The organism is Aeromicrobium sp. PE09-221 (assembly GCF_002174305.1).
Lineage (GTDB): Bacteria > Actinomycetota > Actinomycetes > Propionibacteriales > Nocardioidaceae > Aeromicrobium.
Genome location: NZ_MIJB01000025.1, coordinates 1 through 25,546, shown reverse-complemented (window position 1 = coordinate 25,546; position 25,546 = coordinate 1). Strand labels below are relative to the sequence as shown.

Below are 25,546 nucleotides of genomic sequence, written 5' to 3'. Positions count from 1 at the left end.
AGGATCTCAGAAGGCGTCGAGGACGTCGACCACGAAGGCCAGATCACCCTCGGGACGTCCCTGCGCGGCGGCGTCCTCACCGTAGGCCGTGTCGACCGGGCACTCCAACAGCAGGCGGCTGCCGACCTTCGCACCGACGAGGGTCTCGTCCCAGCAGGGGATCACCTGGCCCTGGCCGATCGGGAAGTTGCTCGGCGCACCGCGCTCCCAGGAACCGTCGAAGACCTCGCCGCTCGGGTACTTGGAGCCGACATAGTGGACGACGATGGTCTGGCCCGAGGCGACCTCGTCTCCCTCGCCCTCGATGAGCACCTCGGATGTCGCCTTGCCGTCGAAGGCTGCCGGGCCGTCGCCCTGCACCACACCGGAGGGATTGCCGTCATCGTCGTGCTCCACCGTGGGGCTCTGGGGTGCGAGCTCCTGCTCCGCTCCCTCGGCCGACTCGGGCACCTTGCTGAGCACGTCGAAGAGGAAGACCATCGTGTCGGTCTTCTCCAGGCCGATATTGGTGGGATCCTGGAGCAACGAGGCTCCGTCCTCGCCGGTGACGGCGATCAGCACGCGGGAGCCGACCTTCTGGTCTTCCAGGCCCTTGGTGAAACCGGGCAGCGCCGTCTCGTTGAGGGTCAGGATCATCGGACGCTCGTTGGCGAAGGAGTTGTCGAACTCCGAGCCGGTGCGGCCGTTGACCGCGATGTAGTTGACCTTGACGGTGTCTCCCTCGGCGATATCCTCGCCGTCTCCTTCGTCGACCACCTCGCTCGTGGTCTCGGTGACAGAGAAGTCCTCGGGGACCTCGATGGACGGGGTGTCGTCCCCGGAGACCTCGACATCGTCCAGCGAGGAGCCGGACCCTCCCCCGCACGCCGATACAGCCAGCAGGGCGATCAGCGTCGTGAGAACACCGAGAGACTTGCGCACGTGGGGATCCTTCGCTTCGGGGACAGCTGCGGGCCGAGCACTACCCTAGCCCGCACCGCCCAACCGGCAGGTGGCACCCGAGCCCCTTCACATGCTGTCGATGAGGCGCTGCACGCGATCGTCCGCGGCACGGAACGGGTCCTTGCAGAGCACCGTGCGCTGCGCCTGGTCATTGAGCTTCAGATGCACCCAGTCGACGGTGAAATCCCGACGTCTCTCCTGCGCGCGCGTGATGAACTCGCCGCGTAGCCGAGCCCGGGTGGTCTGCGGCGGGATGCTCTTGGCACGGAATACCGACAGATCGTCACTGACGCGCGCGACCGCCCCGCGTCGCTCCAGCAGCGAGAAGATCCCTCGATCGCGGCGGATGTCGTGATAGGCGAGGTCGAGCTGGGCGACCCGCGGATCGCTCCAGGCCAGGCCCCGCTGCTCGCGATAACGCTCCAACAGCCGGTACTTGATGACCCAGTCGATCTCACGATCGACGAGCGACAGGTCACCCGACTCGACCGCCTTGAGCGTGCGCTCCCACAGATCGAGGATCCGGTCCGTGGTGGGCGTGCGCATGCCCTCGCGGTCGATGAAGTCGGCCGCCTTGGAGAAGTACTCGTTCTGCAGTTCGAGAGCCGACAGCTCGCGACCATTGGCCAGCTGGACGGTGCGGCGACCGGTCATGTCATGCGAGATCTCGCGGATCGCCCGGATCGGGTTCTCCAAGGTGAGATCGCGCATGACGACCCCGGCCTCGATCATCCGCAAGACGAGGTCGGTCGTGCCCACCTTGAGCAAGGTGGTGGTCTCGCTCATATTGGAGTCCCCCACGATCACGTGCAGGCGACGGAAGCGCTCCGCATCCGCATGGGGCTCGTCGCGGGTGTTGATGATCGGGCGCGAACGGGTGGTGGCGCTGGAGACGCCCTCCCAGATGTGCTCGGCCCGTTGGCTGACGGAGAAGACCGTGCCGCGCGGTGTCTGCTGGACCTTCCCGGCGCCGCAGATGATCTGACGCGAGACCAGGAAGGGGATGAGGACATCGGCCAGCCGGGTGAACTCTCCGCCACGCCCCACGAGGTAGTTCTCGTGGCACCCATAGGAGTTGCCCGCCGAATCGGTGTTGTTCTTGAAGAGGTAGATATCACCCTCGACGCCGTCCTCGCGGAGACGTTCCTGGGCGTCGAGCATCAGCCCTTCGAGGATGCGCTCGCCGGCGCGATCATGCGTGACCAGCTCGGTGACGTCATCGCACTCGGGCGTCGCGTACTCCGGATGTGATCCGACGTCGAGATACAGCCGGGCCCCGTTCCGCAGGAAGACATTGCTGCTGCGGCCCCAGGAGACCACCCGCCGGAACAGATAGCGCGCGACCTCGTCGGGAGACAGCCGACGCTGGCCGTGGAACGAGCACGTCACGCCGTACTCGTTCTCGATACCGAAGATTCGCCGCTCCATGGACTCACCCTAGTGCGCGCCGCCCAGGCGAGCCGGGATAACGCCCCCCCGTCCGCGGGGTCAGCCACCGGCCGGTGCCCGGGTCGCCGAGCGCCGGGTGCCACGGAGGCGGACGATACCGGCGATGCCGATCAGTCCGCCGGCCGCGAGGGGTACCCACACGATCCACGCGGGGATGCCCAGATGGGTCGAGATGCCCAGAGTCCGGGCGAGGGTCCACGGCAGTATGCCGAGTTCGTCGCTCCACGTGCGCAAGGCCGGGTCCAGGCCCACCGTGATCAACGCGATGCCGAGGCCGAGGACGACCACGCCGAGGCTGACGAGCACTGCGCCCCGCCGTCGTGCTGCCATCGCGACGGCTGCCAGCGCCCACCCGGCGACCACGATCGTCGCGATCACATAGGCCGTCCGGGAGCGTTCATCGGTCCAGGCGACGGCCCAATAGCCCGAGGGTCCATGACCGCTGAGGGCGTACAGCACGAGCGCGCTGTGCACGAGTGAGACTCCGCCGAGTGCCGCCGCCCAACGGCGCCGCGACCGCCGAGATGTCACGAGGGAAAGCGTCGTCAGCCCGAGCAGCCAGCACGCCGCGACCGTGGCCGCGTGCACGGGTGCCTGGCCCCATCCCCACATCACCTCCGTCGCGATCACCACGATGCCCGGCAGGACGCCGAGGGCGAATGCCGAGTGATCTGGCCGAACGGCCCACGGCCGCACGAGACCGCTCCAATGCCAGCGAGCGAGCGCGAAGACTCCGGCGCGCAGACCAGTGAGGGCGGCGACGGCCCCCAACAGGAGCCATCCGATCACCAGGCCGAGCAGCACCGAGGCGATGGTCGCGATGAGCTGATCGCGTTCCTGCCGGATCATCGCCGCATCGGCGGCGACCGTGTTGTACGCCGGGAGGTCGACGCGGTCGCCATAGGTCTCGCGATGCGCGTCGCGGGCCTCGCGGTACCGCTCTCGCGATCGATCCGCCGCGACGGCATGGGCATCGTCCCCGGTGCGGACCCAGGCCGCATGGTGCAAGGCGGTCGAACGGAACCAGCTCAGCATCTCCAGGAGCGAGAGCTCGTATTCGAGGATCTGCGTCGCGCTCGCGTGACTCGCCTCATCGTTCCAGCTGTTCGCCGGCGTGCTGCGCACCTGGCGAAGCATCGTCCGCGCGGTGGCCACGGCATCGCGACCCTCCTGTACGGCCTCCCTGACATCGTCGCCGACCACCGTGCCGATCACCGACCAGGTGGCGGTGTCGCCGGCCAGGACGTCCCACTCGAAGATCCACATCATCGGCGGTGGCAGCAGGCCGAGGGCGTGGACACGTTTCTCCGCGAAGGCACTGATATACAGGCCGTCGAGGATCGCGCTCCGCGACGCCCCGAGGGCCTCGGCGACCGCCTCCTGGGTCGACGGGACTCGGGAGACGGCCGAGCGGATCCAGTCGCCGCTGATGTCGCCGGGCTCCGCGTCCAGGTCGCGCGCCCAGCGTCCGATGCCGTAGGTGTTGAGGTCGTACAGCGGCCACCAGCCGCGCTCGAGGTACAGCGCCATCGGTCCGGCGCGCCACGGACCGCCGTCCTGCGTCCACGTCCAGACCCCTTCGATACCGTCGTTGGCCGCGACGGCCTCTTGGAGGGCCGTGCCGTGGAGAGCGGTGAGGTCATTGGCGAGCACGCCCATGCCCTCGTACTCCCGGCGGCTCTGGAACTCCACGATGCGGCGCTGGCCGGTCTCGCCCAGCGTGGCGTTGAGCGGGAGATGACTGTAGAAGTCGTCTTCGCTGTACTTGGTCGACACGATCAGCCGGTCGCTGTCGATCCCGTCGAAGACCCGGCGGTAGACCTCGGGATCGGTGTGCAGCGCACCCACCTCCCCCACACCGACGCTCCAGGTCCGGAACACCAGATCGCGTCCGGCACGCTCGTGGGCGGCGAGCAGCCCGGACAGCATCGCGCGCGTCTGCGCCACGGAGGTGACGGCGAGCTCCGACCGCTCGTCGCGACCGGCGACATCGTAGACATCGCCGGCCTCGCCGATCCGTATGACAGTTCCAGCCAGCTGGGGCATGGCCGCGTAGATCTCCTCGAAGGCCGACCCGTAGGTGTCCCAGAAGGCGGGCAGGCTCGTCTCCAGACCGCCGAAACGGGCGCGCAGATAGCGTTCGAGAGGATCATGGAGCGCGAGCATGTCCGTACGGAGGTAGACGTCCAGGCCCCGATCGCTCGCATACGTCCACCACGGGCCGAAGGCATCGCGCATCGCGGTCGCCCGCGCCCGGTGCGTGCGGTCCGAGGCGTCCGCGGTCTCGTCGAAGCGCACATACTCCAGGAATCCGGGAACGGCCATGGCGTTGTAGCCGTTGGCCACCGACTGGCGCACGAAGCGCTCGAAGGCCGGGCGATGGCGTTCCAGGGCCTCGGTGTCGACATATGGAGGCTCCGCGAGGATGACGTCCTCGAAGGCGCGACTGGCGTGGCCGTAGTCCTCGCCGCCCCGCCACTGCGACTCGCGGGGCCGGACACCCACCGCGCCGAAGTCGACCATGCGCGTGGGCAGATCCGGGGTGATCGTCTCGGTGACCCAGGGCTCACGCCCGGAACGGATCCGGTCGGCGAGGGCCACCAGTCCCTGGGCGGCCCCCCGTGCGGACGAGGCGCGCAGGATCCAGCGGTCGTCATCCACCGCGACGAGCCGCGAGCTCTCCTCGCTCTCGCGCTCGACGTCCTGGTCGACCTCGACCGTCAGCATCGGATCGTCGGCGACCGACACCCAGCGCGGGGCTGGACGCTGACGCGCGCGCAGCGCGTCTCCGAGCACCTCGGCGGCCTCGACGACCGCGGGGTCGTCATCGACCGAGATGGAGACGATCGCGGGAGCCTCGACGGGATCCACCGGCTCCGCGACGACGGGATCCTCAGGGATCGTCGAGCCCTCCTCGACACGCAGATCCAGCACGGTGGACACCTGACCGGCCACGAGCCAACCGACGAGGGCCGAGAGCACGAGACATGCCGCCGACCGCCAGATCACTCCGGCATTCTAGTGGTCAGTCGTGCGATCAGCTCAGCGCTTCGGCCACCTGCCGGTCGGCGAGTCGCTTGAACTTGCGCGGCTGGGTGCGGGTGCGGTCCAGAACCGCCACCTCGAGGTCCTGTGCGGGGATCGTTCGGCCGCCGTTGCCGTCCTGTCCCAGCGCGGTCGCGGCCAACCGCAGCGCTGTGGTGAGGTCCTGGTCGGCGGTGTAGTGGTCGCGCAGATAGGCCTCGACATTCTCGCTCTGGCCGCCCATGACGCCGAACCCCTGGACATCGGCCACGGAGCCGTCGTAGGTGAGCCGGTAGATCTGGTCCTCGGTGGCATCGTCGCCCACCTCGGCGACGAAGATCTCGACCTCATAGGGCTTCTCCGCCCCGGAGGAGAAGATCGTGCCGAGCGTCTGCGCATAGGCATTCGCGAGGCTGCGGCCGGTGACATCGCGGCGATCGTAGGAGTAACCGCGGATATCGGCCAGGCGGACGCCGGCGATGCGCAGATTCTCGAACTCGTTGTAGCGCCCGACCGCGGCGAACCCGATGCGGTCGTAGATCTCGCTGACCTTGTGCAGCGCACGCGACGGGTTCTCCGCGACGAGCACGATCCCGTCGACATAGCGGATGACCACGACGGATCGTCCGCGGGCGATCCCCTTGCGGGCGAAATCCGCCCGGTCCTTCATCAGCTGCTCGGGCGAGACATAGAACGGCGCGGTCATCGCGACTCCCCTCCCTCGGTCAGCGGAGCGACCGGGCCGTCGGGACGGTGCATCCGTCCGCCGATCACCTCGTCGGCGATCTGTGCGGTGGCGGCTTCGTCCCAGGCACGGTAACCGTCAGCGGTGATCACCGAGATCAGCGGAAAGATCCGGCGCGTCAGATCGGGACCGCCGGTGGCGGTGTCGTCATCGGCCGCGTCGTAGAGCGCCTGGATCACCGCCGTGACGGCCTCGGACTCCGACATCCCTTGCCGGTACAGCTTCTTCAGCGATCCGCGCGCGAAGGTGGAGCCCGAGCCCACCGAGTGGAAGGTGCGCTCCTCGTTCTTGTTGCCCGTCACGTCGAAGGCGAAGATCCGACCGGCCTCGCGCTCCAGATCGAAGGCGGCGAAGAGCGGCACGACGGCCAGTCCTTGCATCGCCATGCCTAGATTGCCGCGGATGAGTGCCGCGAGGCGGTTGGCCTTGCCGTCGGTCGACAGCGTGGTGCCCTCGATCTTCTCGTAGTGCTCGAGCTCGACCTGGAAGAGGCGGGTCATCTCCACCGCGATCCCGGCGGTACCGGCGATACCGACACAGGAGTACTCGTCGGTGGCGAAGACCTTCTGGATATCGCGCTGGGCGATGACATTGCCCACGGTGGCCCGGCGGTCACCGCCCATGACGACGCCTCCCTCGAAGGTCGCCGCGACGATCGTCGTGCCGTGAGCAGCCTCGAGCTGTCCGGCCGTGACCCCCTGCGCTCCGGGCAGGAGCTGCGGCGAGTGGCTCGCCAGGAACTCGGTGAAGGAGGAACTGCCGACCGCGCCGAAGGCCTTGTCCAATCGGCCGCCTCGCTCGCTCATTCGCCACCCTTCTGGACGAAGCTGCGCACGAACTCCTCGGCATTCTCCTCCAGCACGTCGTCGATCTCGTCGAGGATCGAGTCGACATCGTCGTCGAGCTTCTCCTTGCGCTCGGCATCGACCGTCGTCTCGGCGACCTCGTCGGTCTCCTCGGCGCTCTTGCGCGTGCTCTTGTGCTGATGCTCGGCCATGTTCGTCACCTTAGTCCAATCTCCCCCGAACCCGCTGGAACCGCGTCTGCTCCGGTCTCAGCCGCCGGTGATCGCCCGGAACAGCTCACCGGCGTCCCGGCTGTTCTCGAATAACGTCTCGACGTGCTCCGCTGTTCCCCGCAGGGGCTCCATCATCGGGACACGTTGCAGCGAGTCGTGACCCGGAAGGTCGAAGATCACCGAATCCCACGACGCCGCCGCCACCGACGAGCTGAATCTCTCGAGGCAGCGTCCGCGGAAGTAGGCGCGCGTGTCCCGAGGCGGAGCGGTGACGGCCGACTCGATCGCCGCATCGTCGACCAGCCGTTCGATGCGCCCTGCCCGCTCGAGACGATAGAACAGTCCCTTGTCGCGGCGGATGTCGTGATACTGCAGGTCGACGAGGTGCAATTTGGCGTGGTCCCACTCCAGGCCGTCACGCTCGCGGTACTGCTCCAGCAGCGAGAGCTTGGCGACCCAGTCGATCTCCCGCGAGCACGCGAAGGGATCGCGCCCGAGACGCGTCAAGACACTCTCCCAGCGATCCAGCACGGCCGTCGTCTGCTCGGGCTCGGGATCATCATCGCCCAGCTTGTCGACATAGGCACGAGCCTTCTCCAGATAGAACCACTGCAGGTCCAGGGCCGTCAGCCGGCGGCCGTCCGCGAGCTCGACCGTGGCCCGCAGCGTCGGATCGTGCGAGATGGTGTGCACCGCGGCCACCGGATCGGCCAGCTCCACCTCCTCGTCGACCAGGAACTCGTCCTCGATCATCGCCAGCACGAGCGAGGTGGTGCCGTGCTTGAGGAAGATCGAGACATCCGCCAGGTTGGCATCGCCCACGATCACGTGGAGTCGGCGGTACTTCTTGGGATCGGCGTGGGGTTCGTCGCGGGTGTTGATGATCGGGCGCTTCAAGGTCGTCTCCAGCCCGACCTGCTCCTCGAGGTAGTCGGCCCGCTGGCTGAGCTGGAAGGCATGGACCGAGCCGTCCTGCTGCTGCCCGACCCGGCCCGCGCCGCAGATGATCGCCCGCGAGGCGAAGAACGGGGTGAGGTGCCGGATGATCTGGACGAAGGGCACATCGCGGCGCATGAGGTAGTTCTCGTGCGAGCCGTAGGAGGCGCCCTTGTTGTCGACATTGTTCTTATAGAGCATGATCGGCGCGACCCCGGAGATCTGTGCCGCCAGCTCTGCGCCGCGGCGCATCACGTGCTCTCCGGCGCGTTCCCACCGGACGACATCGAGGGGCGTGGTGACCTCGGGGCTCGAGTACTCCGGATGCGCGTGATCCACATAGAGCCGGGCGCCGTTGGTGAGGATGATATTGGCCAGACCGAGATCCTCATCGGTCAGCTGCGAGGGATCGGCCGCCTCGCGGGAGAGATCGAAGCCGCGGGCATCGCGGAGCGGGCTCTCCTCCTCATAGTCCCACTGCGCGCGACGGGTCAGGCCGTGCGCCGCCGCATAGGCGTTCACGACATGGGTGGCCGCGATCATCGGGTTGGCCTGCGGTTGGCCCTGCACAGCGATGCCGTACTCGACCTCGCTGCCCTGGATACGTCGCACCGTCACATCGCCAGCCTACGGCGCGGACATCACATCGAGCGCCTTGGCCAGATGGACGCTGTCATCATTTCCGGCGTAGAAGCCGAAGGGTTCCACGTCCTCATAGCCGGTCGAGCGGTACAGCGCGATGGCCTCGGGCTGTTCGAGGCCGGTCTCCAGGACCAGGCGGACGATCCCTGCGCGTGCGGCACTGCGCTCGAGCTCGGACAGGATGAGGCGCGAGTACCCCCGCCCGCGGAACGCCGGGCGCACGTACATGCGCTTGATCTCCGCGTCGTCGTCTCCCGCGGGACCGCCCCGGCGCCATCCGCCCATCGCGGCGACGACACCGTCCTCGTACCCCGCGAGGAAGTAACCGCGTGGGGGCAGGAACTCATCGGCGTCGATCGGCAAGGCGTCACCGTCCGGGCCTCCGTAGCGTCGGCGGTACTCCTCCTGGACCTCCTCGGTCATCAGGACGACATCGGGCGCGTCATAGGCCGCGACGCGCAGGGTGAGGCTCAGAGGTACTGTCCCGTGTTCGCGACCGTGTCGATCGACCGCCCCGGTTCGTTACCGCCCTTGCCGGTGATGAGCGTGCGGATGAACACGATCCGCTCACCCTTCTTGCCCGAGATGCGAGCCCAGTCATCGGGATTGGTGGTGTTCGGGAGGTCCTCGTTCTCCTTGAACTCATCGACGCAGGCCTGCATCAGATGCTGGACGCGCAGGCCCCGCTGATCGTGTTCGAGCAGGTCCTTGATCGCCATCTTCTTGGCACGATCGACGATGTTCTGGATCATCGCACCGGAGTTGAAGTCCTTGAAGTACAGGATCTCCTTGTCACCACCGGCGTAGGTCACCTCGAGGAACTGGTTGTCCTCGCTCTCGGTGTACATGCGCTCGACCGTGCGCTGGATCATGCCCTGGACGCACGCCGCGCGATCGCCGCCCCACTCGGCGACATCGTCGGCATGCAGCGGAAGCCGGGCGGTCAGGTACTTGCTGAAGATATCGCGCGCCGCCTCGGCATCGGGACGCTCGATCTTGATCTTGACGTCGAGCCGCCCGGGACGCAGGATCGCCGGGTCGATCATGTCCTCGCGATTCGAGGCACCGATGACCAGCACGTTCTCGAGTCCCTCGACCCCGTCGATCTCGCTGAGCAGCTGAGGAACGATGGTGTTCTCGACATCGGACGACACACCCGATCCGCGCGTGCGGAACAGAGAGTCCATCTCATCGAAGAACACGATGACCGGCGTGCCCTCGCTGGCCTTCTCACGGGCTCGCTGGAACACCAGGCGGATGTGGCGTTCGGTCTCGCCGACGTACTTGTTGAGCAGCTCGGGCCCCTTGATGTTGAGGAAGTAGGAGCGGCCCTCCTCCCCCGTCTTCTCGGTGACCTTCTTGGCCAGGCTCGACGCCACGGCCTTGGCGATCATCGTCTTGCCGCATCCCGGCGGGCCGTAGAGCAGGACACCCTTCGGCGGCTTCAGCTCGTGCTCGACGAAGACCTCCGGATACAGATACGGCAGTTCCACGGCGTCGCGGATGTTCTCGATCTGGCCGGCGAGCCCGCCGATACTCGTGTAATCGATATCGGGGACCTCTTCGAGGACGAGCTCCTCGACCTCGCTCTTGGGGATCCGCTCGAAGACATAGTTGGACCGGTTGTCGACCAGCAGGGTGTCGCCGGCGCGCAGCCGGGTGCCCACGAGGCTCTCGGCGAGTCGGACGACGCGCTCCTCATCGGCATGGCCGATCACGAGGGCGCGCTCGCCGTCCTCGAGGAGCTCCTTGAGCATGACCACCTCGCCGACGGACTCGAAGTCCAGTGCGGCGACGACGTTCATGGCCTCGTTGAGGATGACCTCCTGGCCCTTGCGCAGGTCATCGCGATCGACCGCGGGGCTGACGTTGACGCGCAGTTTGCGGCCGCCGGTGAAGACATCGACCGTCTCGTCGTCATTGTGCTGCAGGAAGGTGCCGAACCCTGTCGGCGGCTGGGCCAGCCGGTCGACCTCCTCCTTGAGGGAGATGATCTGATCGCGAGCCTCGCGCAGTGTCGAGCTCAGGCGCTGGTTCTGCGCATCGGACGAGGCGAGCTTGGCCTCGAGCTCGGAGACTCGGCGGTCGCTCGCCCCGGAGGAGGCGAGTCGTCGGCGCAGCTGCTCGAGCTCGGCGCGCAAGAAGGCCACCTCGTCGGACTCGCCGGAATTGAACTGATCGGTGTTCATGGGGTCACCTCCTGTTCGGTGTACCCGACATTACCCGTATCGCGGTGGTCGTCGCCCCCTTCGACGCGCCGCTCGTTCCTCACACGTCGTCACCGGATACGTTCAGTCCGCGACCGGTCAGTCGTCGAGGTCGACGGGACGGGGTCCGAGGTAGTCCGGTCCATAGGCGCCCGGTGCCGGGCGCCGCGACTTGCCGATCGAACGATGTCCGGGGGCCATCCGCCGCGCGGTCACCAGGAAGGCGGTATGACCGTTCATCTTGTGGTCCGGCCGGACGGCGAGACCTTCCAGATGCCAGTCCCGGACGAGGGTCTCCCAGGCGTGGGGCTCGGTGAAGCCGCCATCGGCCCGCAGCGTCTCGACGAATCGGGACAGCTGGGTCGTGGTGGCCACATAGGCGCACACGATGCCGCCGGGCACGAGGCGCTCGACGGCCAGCTCGACACAGCTCCACGGGTCGACCATGTCCAGGATCAGCCGGTCGACCTCGGTCTCGGTCATCGTCTCCCGGACGTCGCCGATGGTGAGCGACCAGTTGGCGGGCGCCTCGCCCATGATCTGCTCGACATTGCGCCGTGCCGTCTCCGCGAAGTCCTCCCGCAGCTCATAGGAGCCGACATGGCCCTCGGCTCCGACGGCGCGGAGCAGGTAGGTGGAGAGGCTCCCGGATCCCGCTCCCGCCTCGACGACACGGGCGCCCGGGAAGATATCGGCCATCGCCACGATCTGCGCGGCATCCTTGGGATAGATGATGGCCGCCCCGCGTGGCATCGACACGACGTACTCGAAGAGCAGCGGCCGGAAGGCCTGGTACGGATGTCCTAGCGCCGTCTCCACGACGATGCCCTCAGGCTGACCGAGGATATCGTCGTGGCGGATCTGCCCCTTCTTGGTGGAGAACTCGCGTCCGGGGACGAGCTGGATGTTGTGACGTCGACCTTTGGGATCGGTCAGGCGCACCCAGTCCCCTTCTCCGAAGGGACCGCTCCGTCGCGGGCTGGTCACCGCATCTCCTCTCGATAGGCACGGTCGACGCTGGCGGCGTCGAGCCGACCGACGACGGTACCGTCCGGCTCCACGAGCGCGTACACGCGGGCCGGGTGCTCGACCATGGCGATCAGCAGCCGGCGGCCCGAGAGCCCCGCCGGGAGGACCGCGGCATCCGGAGGCGGCTCGGCGTCGACCGCGAGGTCCCGGGCCACGATCCGGTCGACGCGCGTGAGCCGCCGACCGTGTGCCAGCGCGCCCGAGGCCCCCTGCCAGAGGAAGATCGCCACGACGCCGAACAGCAGGGCCCGGGTCAGGTGGAAGGGTTCGAGCCGATCGACGGTCAGCACCGCCCAGACCACCAGGCCGATGGCAGCGAGTCGTCCGAGCCATCCCGCTGCCAGTACTCCGCGGGACTCCGAGCCGGTCGCGCCCCAGATCAGGGCCCGGAACACCCTGCCACCGTCCAGTGGGAGTCCGGGCAGCATGTTGAAGCCCGCCACGAGGATGTTGATGAATCCCACTGACCAGAGCACGGCATAGACGAGTCCGGCCGGAAGCTGGAGGGCGGACCACCAGGCGGCGACGCCGACCGCCAGGGAAGCGAGCGGTCCGACGATCGCGGTGACGAACTCCTGCGTCGGCGATCGGGACTCGCCCTCCAGATGCGTCTCCCCGCCCAGGAGGTGCAGTGTCACCGATGGAACGCGCATACCGAAGGCGCGCGCCGCGACCACGTGGGCGATCTCGTGCAACAGGATCGAGGCATAGAGAGCGGCGACGAAGACCCCGGCCACCGCATAGGGGTTACCGCCGAGACGTTCGAACTGCGGCGCGAACACGATGACCAGCAGTACGCCCATGACGAGCAGCGACGGACGGATGAGGATGTCAGCGCCGGCGATGCGACCGATCCGCCAGGCACCCCGGGGACGTCGCTCGCTCACGCGCCCTACGGTACAGACCTCCCCGCGCGGCATCGCGGAACTGTCGGTGCTCCGCCGTACCGTGGACGTCATGTCCGAGCTGGAGTCGTCCGCCACCCCACGGGCCGTCAAGCGGTCCTTGTCGCCGAGCCGTGCGGGCGACTTCACCACCTGCCCGCTGCTGTACCGCTTCCGCACCATCGACCGCCTCCCCGAGCCGGCCGATCCCGTGGCGGCACGCGGCACGCTCGTGCACGCCGTTCTCGAGGCGCTGTTCGACGTCCCTGCCCCTGAGCGCACGCTCGAGCGGGCCCGCGAGCTCCTGCCCGCTCAATGGCAGTCGATCCGCCAGGAGGACCCTCGGCTCGTCGATCTCTTCGACAGCGGGGCCGATGCCGCCGCCGAGGCCGACTGGCTCACGTCCGCGGCGGACCTCCTCGGGTCCTACTTCAGTGTCGAGGACCCGCGCTGGCTCGAGCCCGCGGCGCGCGAGGAACGGGTCGCCCACACCCTCGACTCCGGTCTCACGCTGCAGGGCATCGTCGACCGCCTCGATATCTCCCCCGAGGGCCTGATCCGCGTCGTCGACTACAAGACCGGACGCTCCCCCGGGCCGATGTTCGAGGACCGGGCGATGTCCCAGCTCAAGTTCTACGCCCTCGTCGTGTGGCGCACGCGCGGAGTGCTGCCCACGCTCCTGCAGCTCTACTATCTGGCCGACCGGTCCGTGCTGTCGTATACGCCCACGGAGCAGGACCTGCTGGTGACCGAGCGCCGGCTCACCGCCCTCTGGCAGGCCATCGCCGACTCCATCGAGAGGCAGGACTTCCGACCCTCGGCCGGGCCGTTGTGCCGCTTCTGCGCGCACCAGTCCCTGTGTCCGGAGTTCGGCGGCACACCGCCGGAGTTCCCTGAACTTCAGTTGGTGGACGCGAGGGCCCACAGCGCGCCCGGCGTCTGATCCTCCAGCGAGCGCAGAATGGTCCGGCGCGCGGCTTCCGGGACGGTGACGGCATGTGGCACGGCCACCACCACGCATCCCGCCGCATTCGCCGATGTCGCACCCGTCTTGGAATCCTCGATGGCGAGGCAGCGTTGGGGCTCGACGCCGAGGCGGCGCGCCGCCAGCAGATAGGGCTCTGGATGCGGCTTGGGACGACCCACGGCATCCCCGCTGACCAACACGTCGAAGTCCAGGGCATCCATGACGGGGGCGGCGAGGCTCGCATAGGACATCGTCACCAGGGCCTGGGGAACCCCCGCATCGGCGAATCCTCGTACGAGGTCCACGGCGCCGGGTCGCCACGGGAGTCCTTCGTCGAGACGCGCCGTGACACGGCCGATCATGTAATCGACGATCTGCTCGGCCGTCATGGAGGAATCCAGGCGCCGCCGGATATAGGCGCCCGCCTCGAGCAGTCCGCTGCCGACCAGGGCGAGGCTGTCCTCCTCTGTCCAGGGCCGGTCGTGCTCGGCGGCGAGCTCGTGCTCGCTCGCGATCCAGAAGGGCTCGGTGTCGATGAGGGTGCCGTCCATGTCCCAGAGGACTGCGTCAGGAAGTGTCACGGGTCCACCGTATGATGTCCATAGAACGAACGATCATCGTGGCCGAGGCGAGCCCGCCGTAGGCTGGACGTACCCGTACTCCACCTAAGGTTCTGCCGCTGTGCCTGTCATCTCCGTCCCCTCGTTGCACCGCCCCGACGCGACCGAGACCCTCCGTGCGCTCATGGCCGAGCGCATCCTGGTCCTCGACGGCGCCATGGGTACCGCGATCCAACGCGATCGGCCCGATGAGGCCGGTTATCGCGGCGAGCGTTTCGCATCGTGGAGCTGCGATGTCGGGGGCAATAACGATCTGCTCACGCTGACGCAGCCGGAGCTCATCGCCGGGATCCATCGCGAGTACCTCGAGGCCGGCGCCGACATCATCGAGACCAACACGTTCAGCGCCAATGCCGTCTCGCTGCGCGACTACGACATGGTCGACCTCGCCTATGAGCTCAACTACGAGTCGGCCAGGCTCGCCCGCGGTGCCGCCGACGCGGTCGCCGCGGACACCGATCGCCCTCGCTTCGTCGCCGGCGCCCTCGGCCCCACGACGCGCACCGCGTCCATCTCCCCCGATGTCAACGACCCCGGTGCGCGCAATGTCAGCTATGACGAACTCGTCGAGGCCTACTCCACCTCCGTCCGCGGCCTGGTGGACGGCGGCGCCGATCTGCTCTTCGTCGAGACCATCTTCGACACCCTCAACGCCAAGGCCGCGATCTTCGCGATCGAGTCGGTCTTCGAGGACTACGGACGCCGCTGGCCGGTGGTGATCTCGGGCACCATCACCGATGCTTCGGGACGCACGTTGTCGGGTCAGACCGTCGAGGCCTTCTGGAACTCGATCCGCCACGTGCAGCCGTTGCTGGTGGGCCTCAACTGCGCGCTCGGCGCCAGCGAGATGCGGCCCTACGTCGCCGAGCTGTCGCGGATCGCCGACTGTTACGTCTCCTGCTACCCCAATGCGGGACTGCCGAATGCCTTCGGCGAGTACGACGAGCTCCCCGAGCAGACCGCCGCCGTCGTGCGCGAGTTCGCCGACAGCGGCTTCGTCAACGTCGTCGGTGGCTGCTGCGGTACCACGCCCGGACACATCGCCGAGATCGCCCGGCAGGTGACCGGGCTCGCGCCGCGTGTCCCCGCGACGCCGCACCCGGCTCTCCGGTTGTCCGGGCTGGAGCCCTTCGTCGTCACCGAGGACTCGCTATTCGTCAACATCGGTGAGCGCACCAATATCACCGGCTCAGCCCGGTTCCGGCGCCTGATCAAGGACGACGACTACCCCACCGCGCTGGAGGTCGCGCGTCAACAGGTCGAGAACGGTGCGCAGGTCATCGACATCAACATGGACGAAGGCATGATCGACGGCGTCGCCGCGATGGACCGCTTCGGCAAGCTCATCGCCTCCGAGCCGGACATCAGCCGGGTGCCCGTGATGGTGGACTCGTCGAAGTGGGAGGTCATCGAGACCGGCCTCAAGACGATCCAGGGCAAACCGATCGTCAACTCGATCTCCATGAAGGAGGGTGAGGAGAAGTTCATCCACGAGGCCCGGCTGTGCCGGCGCTACGGCGCCGCCGTCGTGGTCATGGCCTTCGACGAGGACGGTCAGGCCGATAACCTGGAGCGCCGCAAGGAGATCTGCGGACGTGCGTACCGCCTCCTCACCGAGGAGGTCGGCTTCCCGGCCGAGGACATCATCTTCGACCCGAATGTCTTCGCGGTGGCCACCGGCATCGAGGAGCACGCCGAGTACGGCGTCGACTTCATCGAGGCGACCCGCTGGATCAAGCAGAACCTCCCGGGCGCCCTCGTGTCGGGCGGCATCTCCAATGTCTCGTTCTCGTTCCGCGGCAACAACGCCGTCCGCGAGGCGATCCACGCGGTCTTCCTGTATCACGCGATCGCGGCCGGACTCGACATGGGCATCGTCAACGCCGGAGCCCTCGTCCCCTACGACACGGTGGACGAGAAGCTCCGCGAGCGCATCGAGGATGTCATCCTCAACCGCCGCGACGACGCCACGGAACGCCTGCTGGAGATCGCCGGCGACTACGCGGGCACCGGCGAGAAGGCTGAGGCGGCGACCGAGGAGTGGCGCGAGCTGCCCGTCGACGAACGCATCACCCACGCACTCGTCAAGGGCATCGACGCCCACGTCGAGGCCGACACCGAGGAGCTGCGCCAGCTCATCGCCGACCGCGGAGGCCAGCCGATCGAGGTCATCGAGGGTCCCCTCATGGGCGGCATGAATGTGGTCGGCGATCTCTTCGGCTCGGGCAAGATGTTCCTGCCTCAGGTGGTGAAGTCGGCTCGCGTCATGAAGAAGGCCGTCGCCTATCTAATCCCGTTCATCGAGGCCGGCCAGAGCGCGGAGGACGCTGGACGCAGCAACGGCACCGTCGTCATGGCGACCGTCAAGGGTGATGTGCACGATATCGGCAAGAACATCGTCGGCGTCGTCCTGCAGTGCAACAACTACGACGTGATCGATCTCGGCGTCATGGTGCCCGCGCAGAAGATCCTCGACGCGGCCAAGGAGCACAATGCCGACATCATCGGGCTCTCCGGCCTCATCACGCCCTCGCTCGACGAGATGGAGAGCTTCGCCGGCGAGATGCAGCGCCAGGGCCTGGACATCCCCTTGCTGATCGGTGGTGCCACGACGTCGCGGGCGCACACGGCCGTCAAGGTGTCGCAGAAGTACGACGGCCCCGTCGTGTGGGTCAAGGACGCGTCGCGCTCGGTACCCGTCGTGGCGAACCTGCTGTCCGACGAGCGACGCGGGACCCTGCTGGCGGAGATCGAGGCCGACTACGCGTCGCTGCGCGAGCGCCACGCCGCCAAGCGTGACGGCAGGCCCATGCTGTCGTTGGCCGATGCCCGCGCCGATGCCAGCCCCCTCGACTGGAGCGACTACACCCCGCCGGTGCCCGCCGCCCCGGGCATCCACGTGCTCTCGGAGTACCCGCTGGACGAGCTGCGCGAGTACATCGACTGGCAGCCCTTCTTCAACGCCTGGGAGATGAAGGGGTCCTTCCCCGACATCCTCAACAACCCCGCCAGCGGTGAGGCCGCGCGCAGGCTGTGGGATGACGCTCAGCGCATGCTCGACCAGGTGATCGAGGAGCGGTGGCTGACCGCCAACGCGGTATTCGGGCTCTTCCCGGCCGCACGCGTCGATGACTCCACGCAGGTGTATGCCGACGAGTCCCGCACCGAGGTCGTCGCGACACTTCACCACCTCCGCCAGCAGACCGAGCACCGGGCCGGGGTGCCGCACCGCTCGCTCGCGGACTTCATCGCGCCGGCGGACTCCGGTCTCGCCGATCACATCGGCGCATTCGCCGTCACGGCGGGGCTGGGCAGCGCGGAGAAGGTGGCACAGTTCAAGGCAGAACTCGACGACTACAGCGCGATCTTGCTCGAATCGCTCGCCGACCGTCTCGCGGAGGCCTTCGCCGAGCGCTTGCACGAACGCGTCCGCACCGAGTTCTGGGGCTACTCGCCCGATGAGAAGCTCACCAATACGGAGCTCATCAAGGAGCAGTACGACGGCATCCGTCCCGCCCCGGGTTATCCGGCATGTCCCGAGCACACCGAGAAGCAGACCTTGTGGGAGCTGCTCGATGTGGAGAAGGCAACGGGAATCGAGCTCACCGAGAGCATGGCCATGTGGCCGGGTGCCTCGGTCAGCGGCTGGTACTTCTCGCATCCACAGTCGCAGTACTTCGTGCTCGGACGCATCGGCCGCGACCAGGTGGAGGACTACGCGCGCCGCAAGGGGTGGACTCTGGCGGAGGCAGAGCGCTGGCTCTCACCGAACCTGGGCTACCAGCCCGAGGACTGAGCGTCGTACGTGAGTCTGCGAGCCCCACGGCCTAGGCTGATGTCGTGACTGCGAATCCGAGCGAGACCTTGCGCAATCCCTGGCTCGTGGCTGCCTTCGAGGGCTGGAACGATGCCGCGGATGCGTCGAGCGATGTCATCTCCCATCTCGTCGACGAGTGGGATGCCGAGGTCTACGCCGAGTTCGACGGCGACGACTACTACGACTTCCAGGAGACTCGGCCGATCATCCGGGGCGGCGACGTCGACCGCCGTATCGACTGGCCGACACCGACCGTGTACCTGGCCCGGCCGCCGCACGGAGACCGTGACGTGCTCCTGCTGCGCGCGCCCGAGCCGCATCTGCGGTGGCGCGCGTTCACCCGCGCGATTTTGGAGTTGGCCACGATGTCCGGGGTCCGCGATGTCGTGTGTCTCGGAGCGCTGCTCGCCGACACCCCGCACACCAGGACCGTCCCGCTGACCGGTTCCTCGACCTCGCCCGCCATCGCGGACAAGCTCGCCGTCGCGTCATCGGCGTACAGCGGTCCGGTCGGCATCACCGGGGTCGTCGCCCACGAGGCGGCCGCTGCCGGCTTCGAGTCGACATCGCTCTGGGCGGCCGTGCCGCACTATCTGGCCGAGCCCCCGTGCCCCAAGGCCACCTTCGCCCTGCTCGGCGCGCTGGAGGACACCCTCGGCACCGCTCTGCCCGCCGGTGAGCTCGGCGAGCTGGCTGCGGCATGGCAGCGTGGCGCCGATGAGATCGCCCAGCAGGATCTCGAGATCGCCGAGTACGTGCGGTCCCTCGAGGAGGAGCACGATGCCGGCAACGCACCCGAGTCCTCCGGCGATGCGATCGCGCGCGAGTTCGAGCGCTACCTGCGCCGCCGCGATCTCGGCTCCTGACCGCGGCGGGCGCGGCGGTCAGAGGCCGAGCACGGCTGAGGCGATGAGGAAGTAGACCACGAGTCCCGAGGCATCGCAGAAGGTCGAGATGAAGGGCGTCGAGAACACCGCCGGGTCGGCGTGCAGGGTCCGGGCGACGAGCGGCATGCAGCCGCCGACCGCCGCCGCGATCGTGCACACCGACACCAGCGTCAGCCCGATGACCAGGCCGAGATCGAATCCGTAGACCGCACCCGCCAGCACGAAGCCCAAGGAGCCCAGCAGGGTGCCCATCAGGAGGCCCACGGCGGACTCGCGCAGGAAGATGCGCCGGACGTCCCGGGTTCGCACATCTCCGAGCGCGAGCGCACGGGTGACGGTCGTCGCCGCCTGCGCCCCGGTATTACCGGCGGTGCCCGTCAGCAGAGGGATGAAGAGCGCGAGCGTGACCACCTGCTCGAGCTGTCCCTCGAAGAGCTCCAGCACCTGGACCGTCAGGATGGCCGAGACGGCGAGCACCAGCAGCCAGACGACACGCGACCGTGCGAGCCGGACGACCGATGTCGCCAGATAGGGCCGGGCGAGCGGCTCGGTCGCGCCGCTGCGGGCGGCATCCGTGTCGGCCTCTTCGGCGAGGATCTCGCGGGCGGCTTCGAGGGTCAACACGCCGACGACGCGATCCTCCTCGTCGACGACCGCGGTGACCGCCGCACCGGAGTCGACCACCTGCACGGCCGCGTGCTCGGCATCGTCGTGCACGTGGAGCGCCACCGCACGCCGTTGCAAGTCCGCGACGGGCAGATCGAGGTCCGAGCGCAGCAGAGCCCCGAGATCGACCATGCCGAGCAGGATGCGCTGCGGGGTGCACAGTGGAAGCTCAGCGAGGGAGTCGGTGGGGATCGGCTTGGCCCGGATCCGGCGCAGTGACTCGCGAACCGAGTCCGCGGGATGCAAGAGCACCAGCTCGGGCGACATGCGGCGCCCCAGCGACCGAGGCGGATAGCCGAGGACGACACCGGTGAGCTGCCGCTCGGGACCGGACAGTCCACGCATCAGCCGCGAGGCGACGGCCGCCGGCACCTCGTCCAGCACTTCCACGCGCTCCTCGGGGTCCAGCTCCTCGAACAGCCCGCGCACCTCGTCGTCGCGGAGCTCTCCGATGAGCTCCGCCTGCAGCTCCGCGTCGAGGGCCTCGAAGACCGCCATCGCGGCGTCCTTGTCCAGCAACCGGAACACGACGGCCCGGTAGCCGGCCGGCAGCCGTTCCACGATCGACAGCGACTGCGCGATGCCGACGCCGTCGAGGGCGTGGGAGATCGCCGCGAGGTCTCCGTCATCGACGAGCGCGGAGAGATACTCCGGCGTCGGCGTCATCGGCCCAGATCCACGCCCAGCAACGCGTCGATCGCCAGCGCGACATCGGCGGTCGCCTCAGGATCGTCGCCGTCATCCGCGGCCCAGGCGTCGACGGCGGCGAGGGCACGGGGCGCGTCGAGGTCATCGGCCAATGCTGCGCGCAGCTCGCCGATCACGGGCGCGGCGGCAGGGGCGGTGGCACGCTCGGTGGCGGCCCGCCAGGTCTTGAGTCGCCCGATCGCGGCATCGATCTGCTCGCCGGTCCACTCCCAGTCGCCGCGATAATGGTGCGCCAGCAACGCCAGGCGGATTGCGGCGGGCTCGTGCCCGTCCGCACGCAGTCGTGAGACGAGCACCAGATTGCCCTTGGACTTCGACATCTTCTCGCCCTCGAAGCCCACCATGCCGCCGTGCACGTAGTAGCGGGCGAACGGTGCCCCCGTGGCGACAGCGGCCTCCGCGGCGCTCATCTCGTGGTGCGGGAAGACCAGATCGGAGCCGCCGCCCTGGACGTCGAAGGTACGTCCGAGGTGTTCCAAGGCGATCGCCGCGCATTCGATGTGCCAGCCGGGGCGCCCGTCTCCGAAAGGGCTCGGCCAGGACGGCTCGCCCGGGCGTGCCGCCTGCCAGACCAGGCAGTCCAGGGGGTCGCGCTTGCCGGGGCGATTGGGGTCGCCTCCGCGCTCGCCGAACAGACGGCGCATGGTCGCCTCGTCGAGATTGCTCACGGTCCCGAAGGTCTCGTCGGCGTGGACATCGAAGTACAGGTCGCCATCGACCTCGTAGACCGCACCGGCCTCACGCAGCGACTCCACCATCTCGATGACCGAGGGGATCGCCTCGACGGCACCCACATAGTGGTCCGGTGCGAGCACCCGCAGCGCCTCCATGTCCTCCCGGAACAGCTGGGTCTCGCGCTCGGCCAGCTCCTGCCAGTCCACACCCGTCGCGGTGGCGCGCTCCAGCAGCGGATCGTCGACATCGGTCACATTCTGGGTGTAGGCCACCTCCAGGCCACGATCACGCCACGCCCGCTGCAGCAGGTCGAAGGCGAGATAGGTGTTCGCGTGGCCGAGGTGCGTGGCGTCATAGGGTGTGATGCCGCAGACGTAGAGCCGGGCCTGCTCCGGAGGGTCGATCTGCTGGGGCTCCCGGGTCGCCGAATCGTACACGTGGACCGCGGGCCCGTACCCATAACCACGTTCGGCGAGCGACGGGACAGCGGGAGACGGCCAACTCTGCATGGGTCGAGCGTATCCGGGCACAATGAGCGGGTGATCATCGACTGCGCGATCTACCACGACGGTGCGCGGGTGCGCACTGTGGAACGGGGGGTGGGCCCCGAGGGGCTGGCCTCCGCCGTCGAATCCCTCGACGATGACGAGTTCCTGTGGATCGGCGTCGACGATCCGGGCCCCGACGAGATCGAGGACATCAGTCGGGCGCTGAACCTCCATCCGCTGGTCGTCGAGGACATCCTCGAACCGCACCAGCGACCCAAGATCGACCGCTATCACGACTATCTGCTCGTGTCGCTGCGCGGCGTCAGCTACGCGGACGACGAGGTGGAGACCCACGAGGTCGATGTCTGTGTCAGCGCGCGCTTCGCGCTCACGGTCCGGCACGGTGGCCCGTCCTTCAAGCACGCGCGCACCGACCTCGAGAACGATCCGGACCGGCTGCGCCATGGTCCGGTATCGGTGCTGCACGCCGTGCTCGATCGGATGGTGGACGACTACGACAGCGTCGCCGCCGAGCTCGAGACCGATGTGGAGGAGGTCGAGGTCTCGGTGTTCTCCGAGGGCCGCACGCGCGACTCCAATCGCATCTACCGGCTCAAGCGCGAGTCCCTGGAGTTCCGACGCGCGGTGCTGCCCTTGCGGGAGCCGCTCGCCCGTCTCGTCGACGCGGTCACCCCGCGCGAGGCCGGGCCGTACTTCCGCGACGTGTCGGGCCATCTGCAACGTGCCGTCGATGCCATCGAGGCGGTCGACAGTCTGCTGGACAATGCCCTGTCAGCCCATCTCGCACAGCTCTCGATCCAGCAGAACGATGACATGCGCAAGCTCGCCGCCGGTGCGGCCCTCTTCGCGATACCCACCTCGATCGCGGGGATCTACGGGATGAACTTCCACGACATGCCCGAGCTGCGATGGCCCTTCGGGTATCCGCTGGTCCTCGGGCTCATGGCCCTCGCCTGCGGCTATGCCTATGTGCGGTTCAAGCGCTCGGGGTGGTTGTAGGGACTCCGTCGGCGGGCCAGCCGTTCTCGGCGAGCAGCTCATCCAACGGCAGGGCCGTGGTCCATCCGGTCTCCTCGAGCATCGGGCGAGCGTAGAACTCGTCCACCGGGCCCAGACAGAGGACCGCGATGGGCTCCGCTCCCACGGGGAAGCCGAGCAGCTCGGCCAGGCGCTCCGGGTCGAACAAGGAGACCCAGCCCATCCCGAGACCTTCGGCGCGGGCGGCGAGCCACAGGTTCTGGATCGCGCAGGATGCCGAGGCCAGATCCATCTGCGGCATCGTGCGGCGACCGAAGATGTGCCGCTCACGATCCTCGGTCAGCGCGACTACCAGCAGCTCGGCGCAGTCGGCGATGCCCTCGACCTTCAAGCGGGAGAACTCCGCACCCCGCTCGCCCAGGGCCTCGGCGGTCCGCTCGGTCTCCTCACGGACGAGCTCGCCGATGGACGAGCGCAGCCGGACATCGGTGATGCGGCAGAAGCGCCAGGGCTGCATCATCCCAACACTCGGCGCCCGGTGCGCCGCCGCGAGCAGCCGCTGCAAGGTCTCGGGGTCCACCTCTCCCCCGGCGAAGTGCCGCATGTCCCGCCGTTCCGCGATCACCCGGTAGATCGCCTCACGATCCGATGCGGGGTAACGATGCGTGCTCATCGTTCGCTCGCTGCGCTCGCTCATACGTACGAGGCCGACAGGACGCCCGCCGCGAGCAGGCCCATGACCGCGAGACCCAGCACGATCCGATAGACGACGAAGGGCGCGTACGAGCGCGTGCTGACATAGCGCAGCAGCCAGTGGATGACCGCGAGACCGACCACGAAGGAGACGACGGTACCGACGATCGTCGGGCCGGTGCCGTAGGCGTTCTCGGCTCCCGGAATGTCCTTCAGCTTGTAGACGCCCGCGCCGACGACCGCGGGGATCGCCAACAGGAAGGCGTACCGGGTGGCGGCCTGGCGCTCGTATCCGAGGAAGAGTCCCATCGAGATGGTGGCCCCCGAGCGGGAGACGCCCGGGACGATCGCGGCGGCCTGCGCGGCGCCGAGCATCACGGCATGTCTCAGGTTCAGCTGGTCGATGGCCCGGTTCTTGCGACCGACCTTCTCGGAGATCCCGAGCACGATGCCGAGCACCACGAGCGTCGTGGCGATCACCCAGAGGCTCCGGAACTCGCGGTCGATCAGATCCTCGAGCAGGAGGCCGAGGATGACGATCGGGAGGGAGCCGATGATGATGAACCAGCCCATGCGCCACTCTGGCGCCTCTCGAGCCTCCCGGGAGAACACGCCGCGGACCCAACCCGATCCGATCGTCCAGATATCGCGCCAGAAGTAGAGCACCACCGCCAGCTCGGTGCCGATCTGGACGACGGCCGTGTAGGCGGCACCCGGGTCGCCCCATCCGAAGAGCTGCGGGAAGATCGCCAGATGGGCGCTACTGGAGATCGGAAGGAACTCGGTGAGCCCCTGGATGAGACCCAGGACGACTGATCGCAGCAAATCCACCGTGCGAGCCTACACGCGGCTCCAGGCTCGACTGGCTACCCTGCTGGCATGTTGATGCGGCGGCTCGGTGGCTCCGGACTGGAGGTCTCGCGCCTGGGTCTGGGCACGATGACCTGGGGCACGATCGTCGACGATTACGTCGCCGAGGACCTCCTCGCCGCCTTCCTGGACGCGGGCGGGACCCTTGTCGACACCGCTCCGATCTACGGCGAGGGACGCACCGAGGAGCTGCTAGGGCGCCTGCTGGCCAAGTCCGGCGCACGCGACCGGCTGGTGCTCGCCGGAAAGGCCGGGCTGTCCCATCGTGACGGCACGGTGGTGCGCGACTCGTCTCGCCGCACGCTGCTCGCCCAGCTCGACCAGTCGTTGCGCGATCTCGGCGCCGATCACCTCGATCTGTGGCAGATCCATCGCTTCGACGAGACCACGCCGATCGACGAGGCGATGGCCACGCTCGACGACGCCGTGCGGTCCGGGCGCGTCCGCTACGCCGGTGTCAGCAACTACAGCGGCTGGCAGACATCGCTGGCTCATTCGCGGTTCGAGCGTCTCGGTGGCGGTGTGCCGCTCGTCAGCGCGCAGGTGGAGTACTCCCTGCTGAATCGCAGTGCCGAGCCCGATGTGATCGCCGCGGCGGACTACCTGGGCATGAGCGTCCTGGCCTGGTCGCCGCTGGGCCGTGGCGTGCTCACCGGGAAGTACCGCGGCGGTATCCCGGGAGATTCGCGGGCTGCCGATGCGCACTGGGAGCCCTTCGTGTCGGCGTACCTGTCCGCGCAGAAGACGCGTATCGTCGACGCCGTCGCCAAGGCCTCCGAGGGCCTCGGCGTGCCGATGGCGCACACCGCGCTGGCATGGACGCGGGATCGTCCCGGTGTCGGGTCGCTTCTGGTGGGGGCGCGTACGGTGGCCCAGTTGGAGGAAGCGCTGGGGTCGGAGGATCTCACGTTGCCGACCCAGATCGCCGACGCCCTGTCCGATGTCTCATGAGGAGCAGCATGGTCGAGTACGAGTTCTGGAATATGTCGATCTCGCGCACGCAGTCGCGTCAGTCGGTCTGCCGGATGCTGACCGATGCCGCCGAGTTCCAAGGGTGGGAGCTCGACCGCCTGCGCCGCGACCGTAGCGGCGATCGCACCGTGCGCCTGCGCCGCAAGATCATCCGCATGCGCCCCACCTTCTGACCTCCCCGCGCCCGGCGGTGAGTTATCCCGCACCCGTCCCGTGGGCGGTGAGTTATCCGGCTCTTCGCAGTTGAGGGTGTAGTCGGGGTTAGCGCGCCGTCGGCCGGATAGGGTCGAGGCGTTCCACGATGGAAG

General features: G+C 68.1%; 22 protein-coding genes. 6 read left to right on the top strand and 16 right to left on the bottom strand.

Annotated features, from left to right (window positions below; all coding sequences use genetic code 11):
• Positions 1–6: 6 nt before the first annotated feature.
• From BHE97_RS13405 to BHE97_RS20725, 11 genes are all read right to left on the bottom strand, one after another.
• Entirely contained in the window at positions 7–921 is a 915-nt protein-coding gene (locus tag BHE97_RS13405) for an FKBP-type peptidyl-prolyl cis-trans isomerase (protein WP_087624556.1), read from the bottom strand.
• An 87-nt stretch (positions 922–1,008) separates the two neighbouring features.
• Positions 1,009–2,370 (bottom strand): Pup--protein ligase, encoded by a 1,362-nt coding sequence (gene pafA / locus BHE97_RS13400; RefSeq protein ID WP_087624555.1) that lies wholly within the window; start codon positions 2,368–2,370, stop codon positions 1,009–1,011.
• Positions 2,371–2,430: 60 nt separating this feature from the next.
• Positions 2,431–5,400: a hypothetical protein gene (locus tag BHE97_RS13395; RefSeq protein WP_087624554.1), complete on the bottom strand. Its 2,970-nt coding sequence runs from the start codon at positions 5,398–5,400 to the stop codon at positions 2,431–2,433.
• Positions 5,401–5,428: 28 nt separating this feature from the next.
• The gene (gene prcA, locus BHE97_RS13390) at positions 5,429–6,121 is read right to left on the bottom strand and encodes a proteasome subunit alpha (RefSeq protein ID WP_087624553.1); all 693 of its coding nucleotides are present in this window, start codon (positions 6,119–6,121) and stop codon (positions 5,429–5,431) included.
• Positions 6,118–6,966, bottom strand: a complete 849-nt coding sequence (gene prcB, locus BHE97_RS13385; protein ID WP_087624552.1) for a proteasome subunit beta — start codon at positions 6,964–6,966, stop codon at positions 6,118–6,120. Before prcB ends, prcA begins: the two co-directional genes overlap by 4 nt.
• The gene (locus tag BHE97_RS13380; protein ID WP_087624551.1) at positions 6,963–7,157 is read right to left on the bottom strand and encodes a ubiquitin-like protein Pup; all 195 of its coding nucleotides are present in this window, start codon (positions 7,155–7,157) and stop codon (positions 6,963–6,965) included. Before BHE97_RS13380 ends, prcB begins: the two co-directional genes overlap by 4 nt.
• Positions 7,158–7,214: 57 nt before the next feature.
• Positions 7,215–8,732 carry a depupylase/deamidase Dop gene (gene dop, locus BHE97_RS13375; protein ID WP_087624550.1) on the bottom strand — a complete coding sequence of 506 codons (1,518 nt, stop codon included), beginning with the start codon at positions 8,730–8,732 and terminating at the stop codon, positions 7,215–7,217.
• Between the two features lie 9 nt (positions 8,733–8,741).
• A complete protein-coding gene (locus BHE97_RS13370; RefSeq protein ID WP_087624549.1) occupies positions 8,742–9,179 on the bottom strand; it encodes a GNAT family N-acetyltransferase in 438 nt (145 codons plus the stop codon).
• 47 nt (positions 9,180–9,226) lie between these two features.
• Entirely contained in the window at positions 9,227–10,945 is a 1,719-nt protein-coding gene (gene arc / locus BHE97_RS13365; RefSeq protein WP_087624548.1) for a proteasome ATPase, read from the bottom strand.
• 117 nt (positions 10,946–11,062) lie between these two features.
• Positions 11,063–11,950, bottom strand: coding sequence for a tRNA (adenine-N1)-methyltransferase (locus tag BHE97_RS13360; protein ID WP_087624547.1), 888 nt, complete (start codon positions 11,948–11,950; stop codon positions 11,063–11,065).
• Complete coding sequence (locus BHE97_RS20725) at positions 11,947–12,879, bottom strand: site-2 protease family protein (protein WP_236757685.1); 933 nt, start codon at positions 12,877–12,879, stop codon at positions 11,947–11,949. The genes BHE97_RS13360 and BHE97_RS20725 overlap by 4 nt, the downstream gene beginning before the upstream one ends.
• Positions 12,880–12,949: 70 nt before the next feature.
• On the opposite strand from BHE97_RS20725, the gene BHE97_RS13350 reads away from it, so the two are divergent.
• Positions 12,950–13,819, top strand: a complete 870-nt coding sequence (locus BHE97_RS13350) for a PD-(D/E)XK nuclease family protein (RefSeq protein WP_170931421.1) — start codon at positions 12,950–12,952, stop codon at positions 13,817–13,819.
• Here BHE97_RS13350 and BHE97_RS13345 read toward each other — a convergent pair.
• Positions 13,777–14,424, bottom strand: coding sequence for an HAD family phosphatase (locus tag BHE97_RS13345; protein ID WP_087624544.1), 648 nt, complete (start codon positions 14,422–14,424; stop codon positions 13,777–13,779). The genes BHE97_RS13350 and BHE97_RS13345 overlap by 43 nt on opposite strands.
• A gap of 100 nt (positions 14,425–14,524) precedes the next feature.
• Between BHE97_RS13345 and metH the strand changes: the two genes are divergently transcribed.
• Positions 14,525–18,259, top strand: coding sequence for a methionine synthase (gene metH, locus BHE97_RS13340; RefSeq protein WP_272896914.1), 3,735 nt, complete (start codon positions 14,525–14,527; stop codon positions 18,257–18,259).
• Positions 18,260–18,303: 44 nt separating this feature from the next.
• Positions 18,304–19,146, top strand: coding sequence for a PAC2 family protein (locus BHE97_RS13335; RefSeq protein ID WP_087624543.1), 843 nt, complete (start codon positions 18,304–18,306; stop codon positions 19,144–19,146).
• A gap of 18 nt (positions 19,147–19,164) precedes the next feature.
• Here the strand turns inward: BHE97_RS13335 and mgtE are convergent, their stop codons facing one another.
• Complete coding sequence (gene mgtE / locus BHE97_RS13330; RefSeq protein WP_087624542.1) at positions 19,165–20,499, bottom strand: magnesium transporter; 1,335 nt, start codon at positions 20,497–20,499, stop codon at positions 19,165–19,167.
• The gene (gene mshC, locus BHE97_RS13325) at positions 20,496–21,725 is read right to left on the bottom strand and encodes a cysteine--1-D-myo-inosityl 2-amino-2-deoxy-alpha-D-glucopyranoside ligase (protein WP_087624541.1); all 1,230 of its coding nucleotides are present in this window, start codon (positions 21,723–21,725) and stop codon (positions 20,496–20,498) included. The genes mgtE and mshC overlap by 4 nt, the downstream gene beginning before the upstream one ends.
• Before the next feature lie 30 nt (positions 21,726–21,755).
• Here mshC and BHE97_RS13320 point away from each other — a divergent pair, with 30 nt between their 5' ends.
• On the top strand, positions 21,756–22,724 hold the full coding sequence (locus BHE97_RS13320) for a magnesium and cobalt transport protein CorA (protein WP_087624540.1): 969 nt from the start codon (positions 21,756–21,758) through the stop codon (positions 22,722–22,724).
• Here the strand turns inward: BHE97_RS13320 and bluB are convergent.
• Positions 22,702–23,376: a 5,6-dimethylbenzimidazole synthase gene (bluB, locus tag BHE97_RS13315; protein WP_087624539.1), complete on the bottom strand. Its 675-nt coding sequence runs from the start codon at positions 23,374–23,376 to the stop codon at positions 22,702–22,704. The two genes, BHE97_RS13320 and bluB, sit on opposite strands and share 23 nt — an antisense overlap.
• Before the next feature lie 20 nt (positions 23,377–23,396).
• Positions 23,397–24,227, bottom strand: a complete 831-nt coding sequence (locus tag BHE97_RS13310) for an undecaprenyl-diphosphate phosphatase (protein ID WP_087624538.1) — start codon at positions 24,225–24,227, stop codon at positions 23,397–23,399.
• 48 nt (positions 24,228–24,275) lie between these two features.
• Between BHE97_RS13310 and BHE97_RS13305 the strand changes: the two genes are divergently transcribed.
• A complete protein-coding gene (locus BHE97_RS13305) occupies positions 24,276–25,217 on the top strand; it encodes an aldo/keto reductase (RefSeq protein ID WP_087624537.1) in 942 nt (313 codons plus the stop codon).
• An 8-nt stretch (positions 25,218–25,225) separates the two neighbouring features.
• Complete coding sequence (locus BHE97_RS13300) at positions 25,226–25,411, top strand: DUF5703 family protein (RefSeq protein ID WP_087624536.1); 186 nt, start codon at positions 25,226–25,228, stop codon at positions 25,409–25,411.
• The last annotated feature ends 135 nt before the right edge of the window (positions 25,412–25,546 follow it).

Excerpts from the sequence above, each read along its gene's own strand:
- pafA (WP_087624555.1), bottom strand. The coding sequence starts at position 2,370 with ATGGAGCGGCGAATCTTCGGTATCGAGAACGAGTACGGCGTGACGTGC.
- prcA (WP_087624553.1), bottom strand. The coding sequence starts at position 6,121 with ATGACCGCGCCGTTCTATGTCTCGCCCGAGCAGCTGATGAAGGACCGG.
- prcB (WP_087624552.1), bottom strand. The coding sequence starts at position 6,966 with ATGAGCGAGCGAGGCGGCCGATTGGACAAGGCCTTCGGCGCGGTCGGC.
- BHE97_RS13380 (WP_087624551.1), bottom strand. The coding sequence starts at position 7,157 with ATGGCCGAGCATCAGCACAAGAGCACGCGCAAGAGCGCCGAGGAGACC.
- BHE97_RS13370 (WP_087624549.1), bottom strand. The coding sequence starts at position 9,179 with ATGACCGAGGAGGTCCAGGAGGAGTACCGCCGACGCTACGGAGGCCCG.
- arc (WP_087624548.1), bottom strand. The coding sequence starts at position 10,945 with ATGAACACCGATCAGTTCAATTCCGGCGAGTCCGACGAGGTGGCCTTC.
- BHE97_RS13350 (WP_170931421.1), top strand. The coding sequence starts at position 12,950 with ATGTCCGAGCTGGAGTCGTCCGCCACCCCACGGGCCGTCAAGCGGTCC.
- mgtE (WP_087624542.1), bottom strand. The coding sequence starts at position 20,499 with ATGACGCCGACGCCGGAGTATCTCTCCGCGCTCGTCGATGACGGAGAC.
- mshC (WP_087624541.1), bottom strand. The coding sequence starts at position 21,725 with ATGCAGAGTTGGCCGTCTCCCGCTGTCCCGTCGCTCGCCGAACGTGGT.
- bluB (WP_087624539.1), bottom strand. The coding sequence starts at position 23,376 with ATGAGCACGCATCGTTACCCCGCATCGGATCGTGAGGCGATCTACCGG.
- BHE97_RS13305 (WP_087624537.1), top strand. The coding sequence starts at position 24,276 with ATGTTGATGCGGCGGCTCGGTGGCTCCGGACTGGAGGTCTCGCGCCTG.
- BHE97_RS13300 (WP_087624536.1), top strand. The coding sequence starts at position 25,226 with ATGGTCGAGTACGAGTTCTGGAATATGTCGATCTCGCGCACGCAGTCG.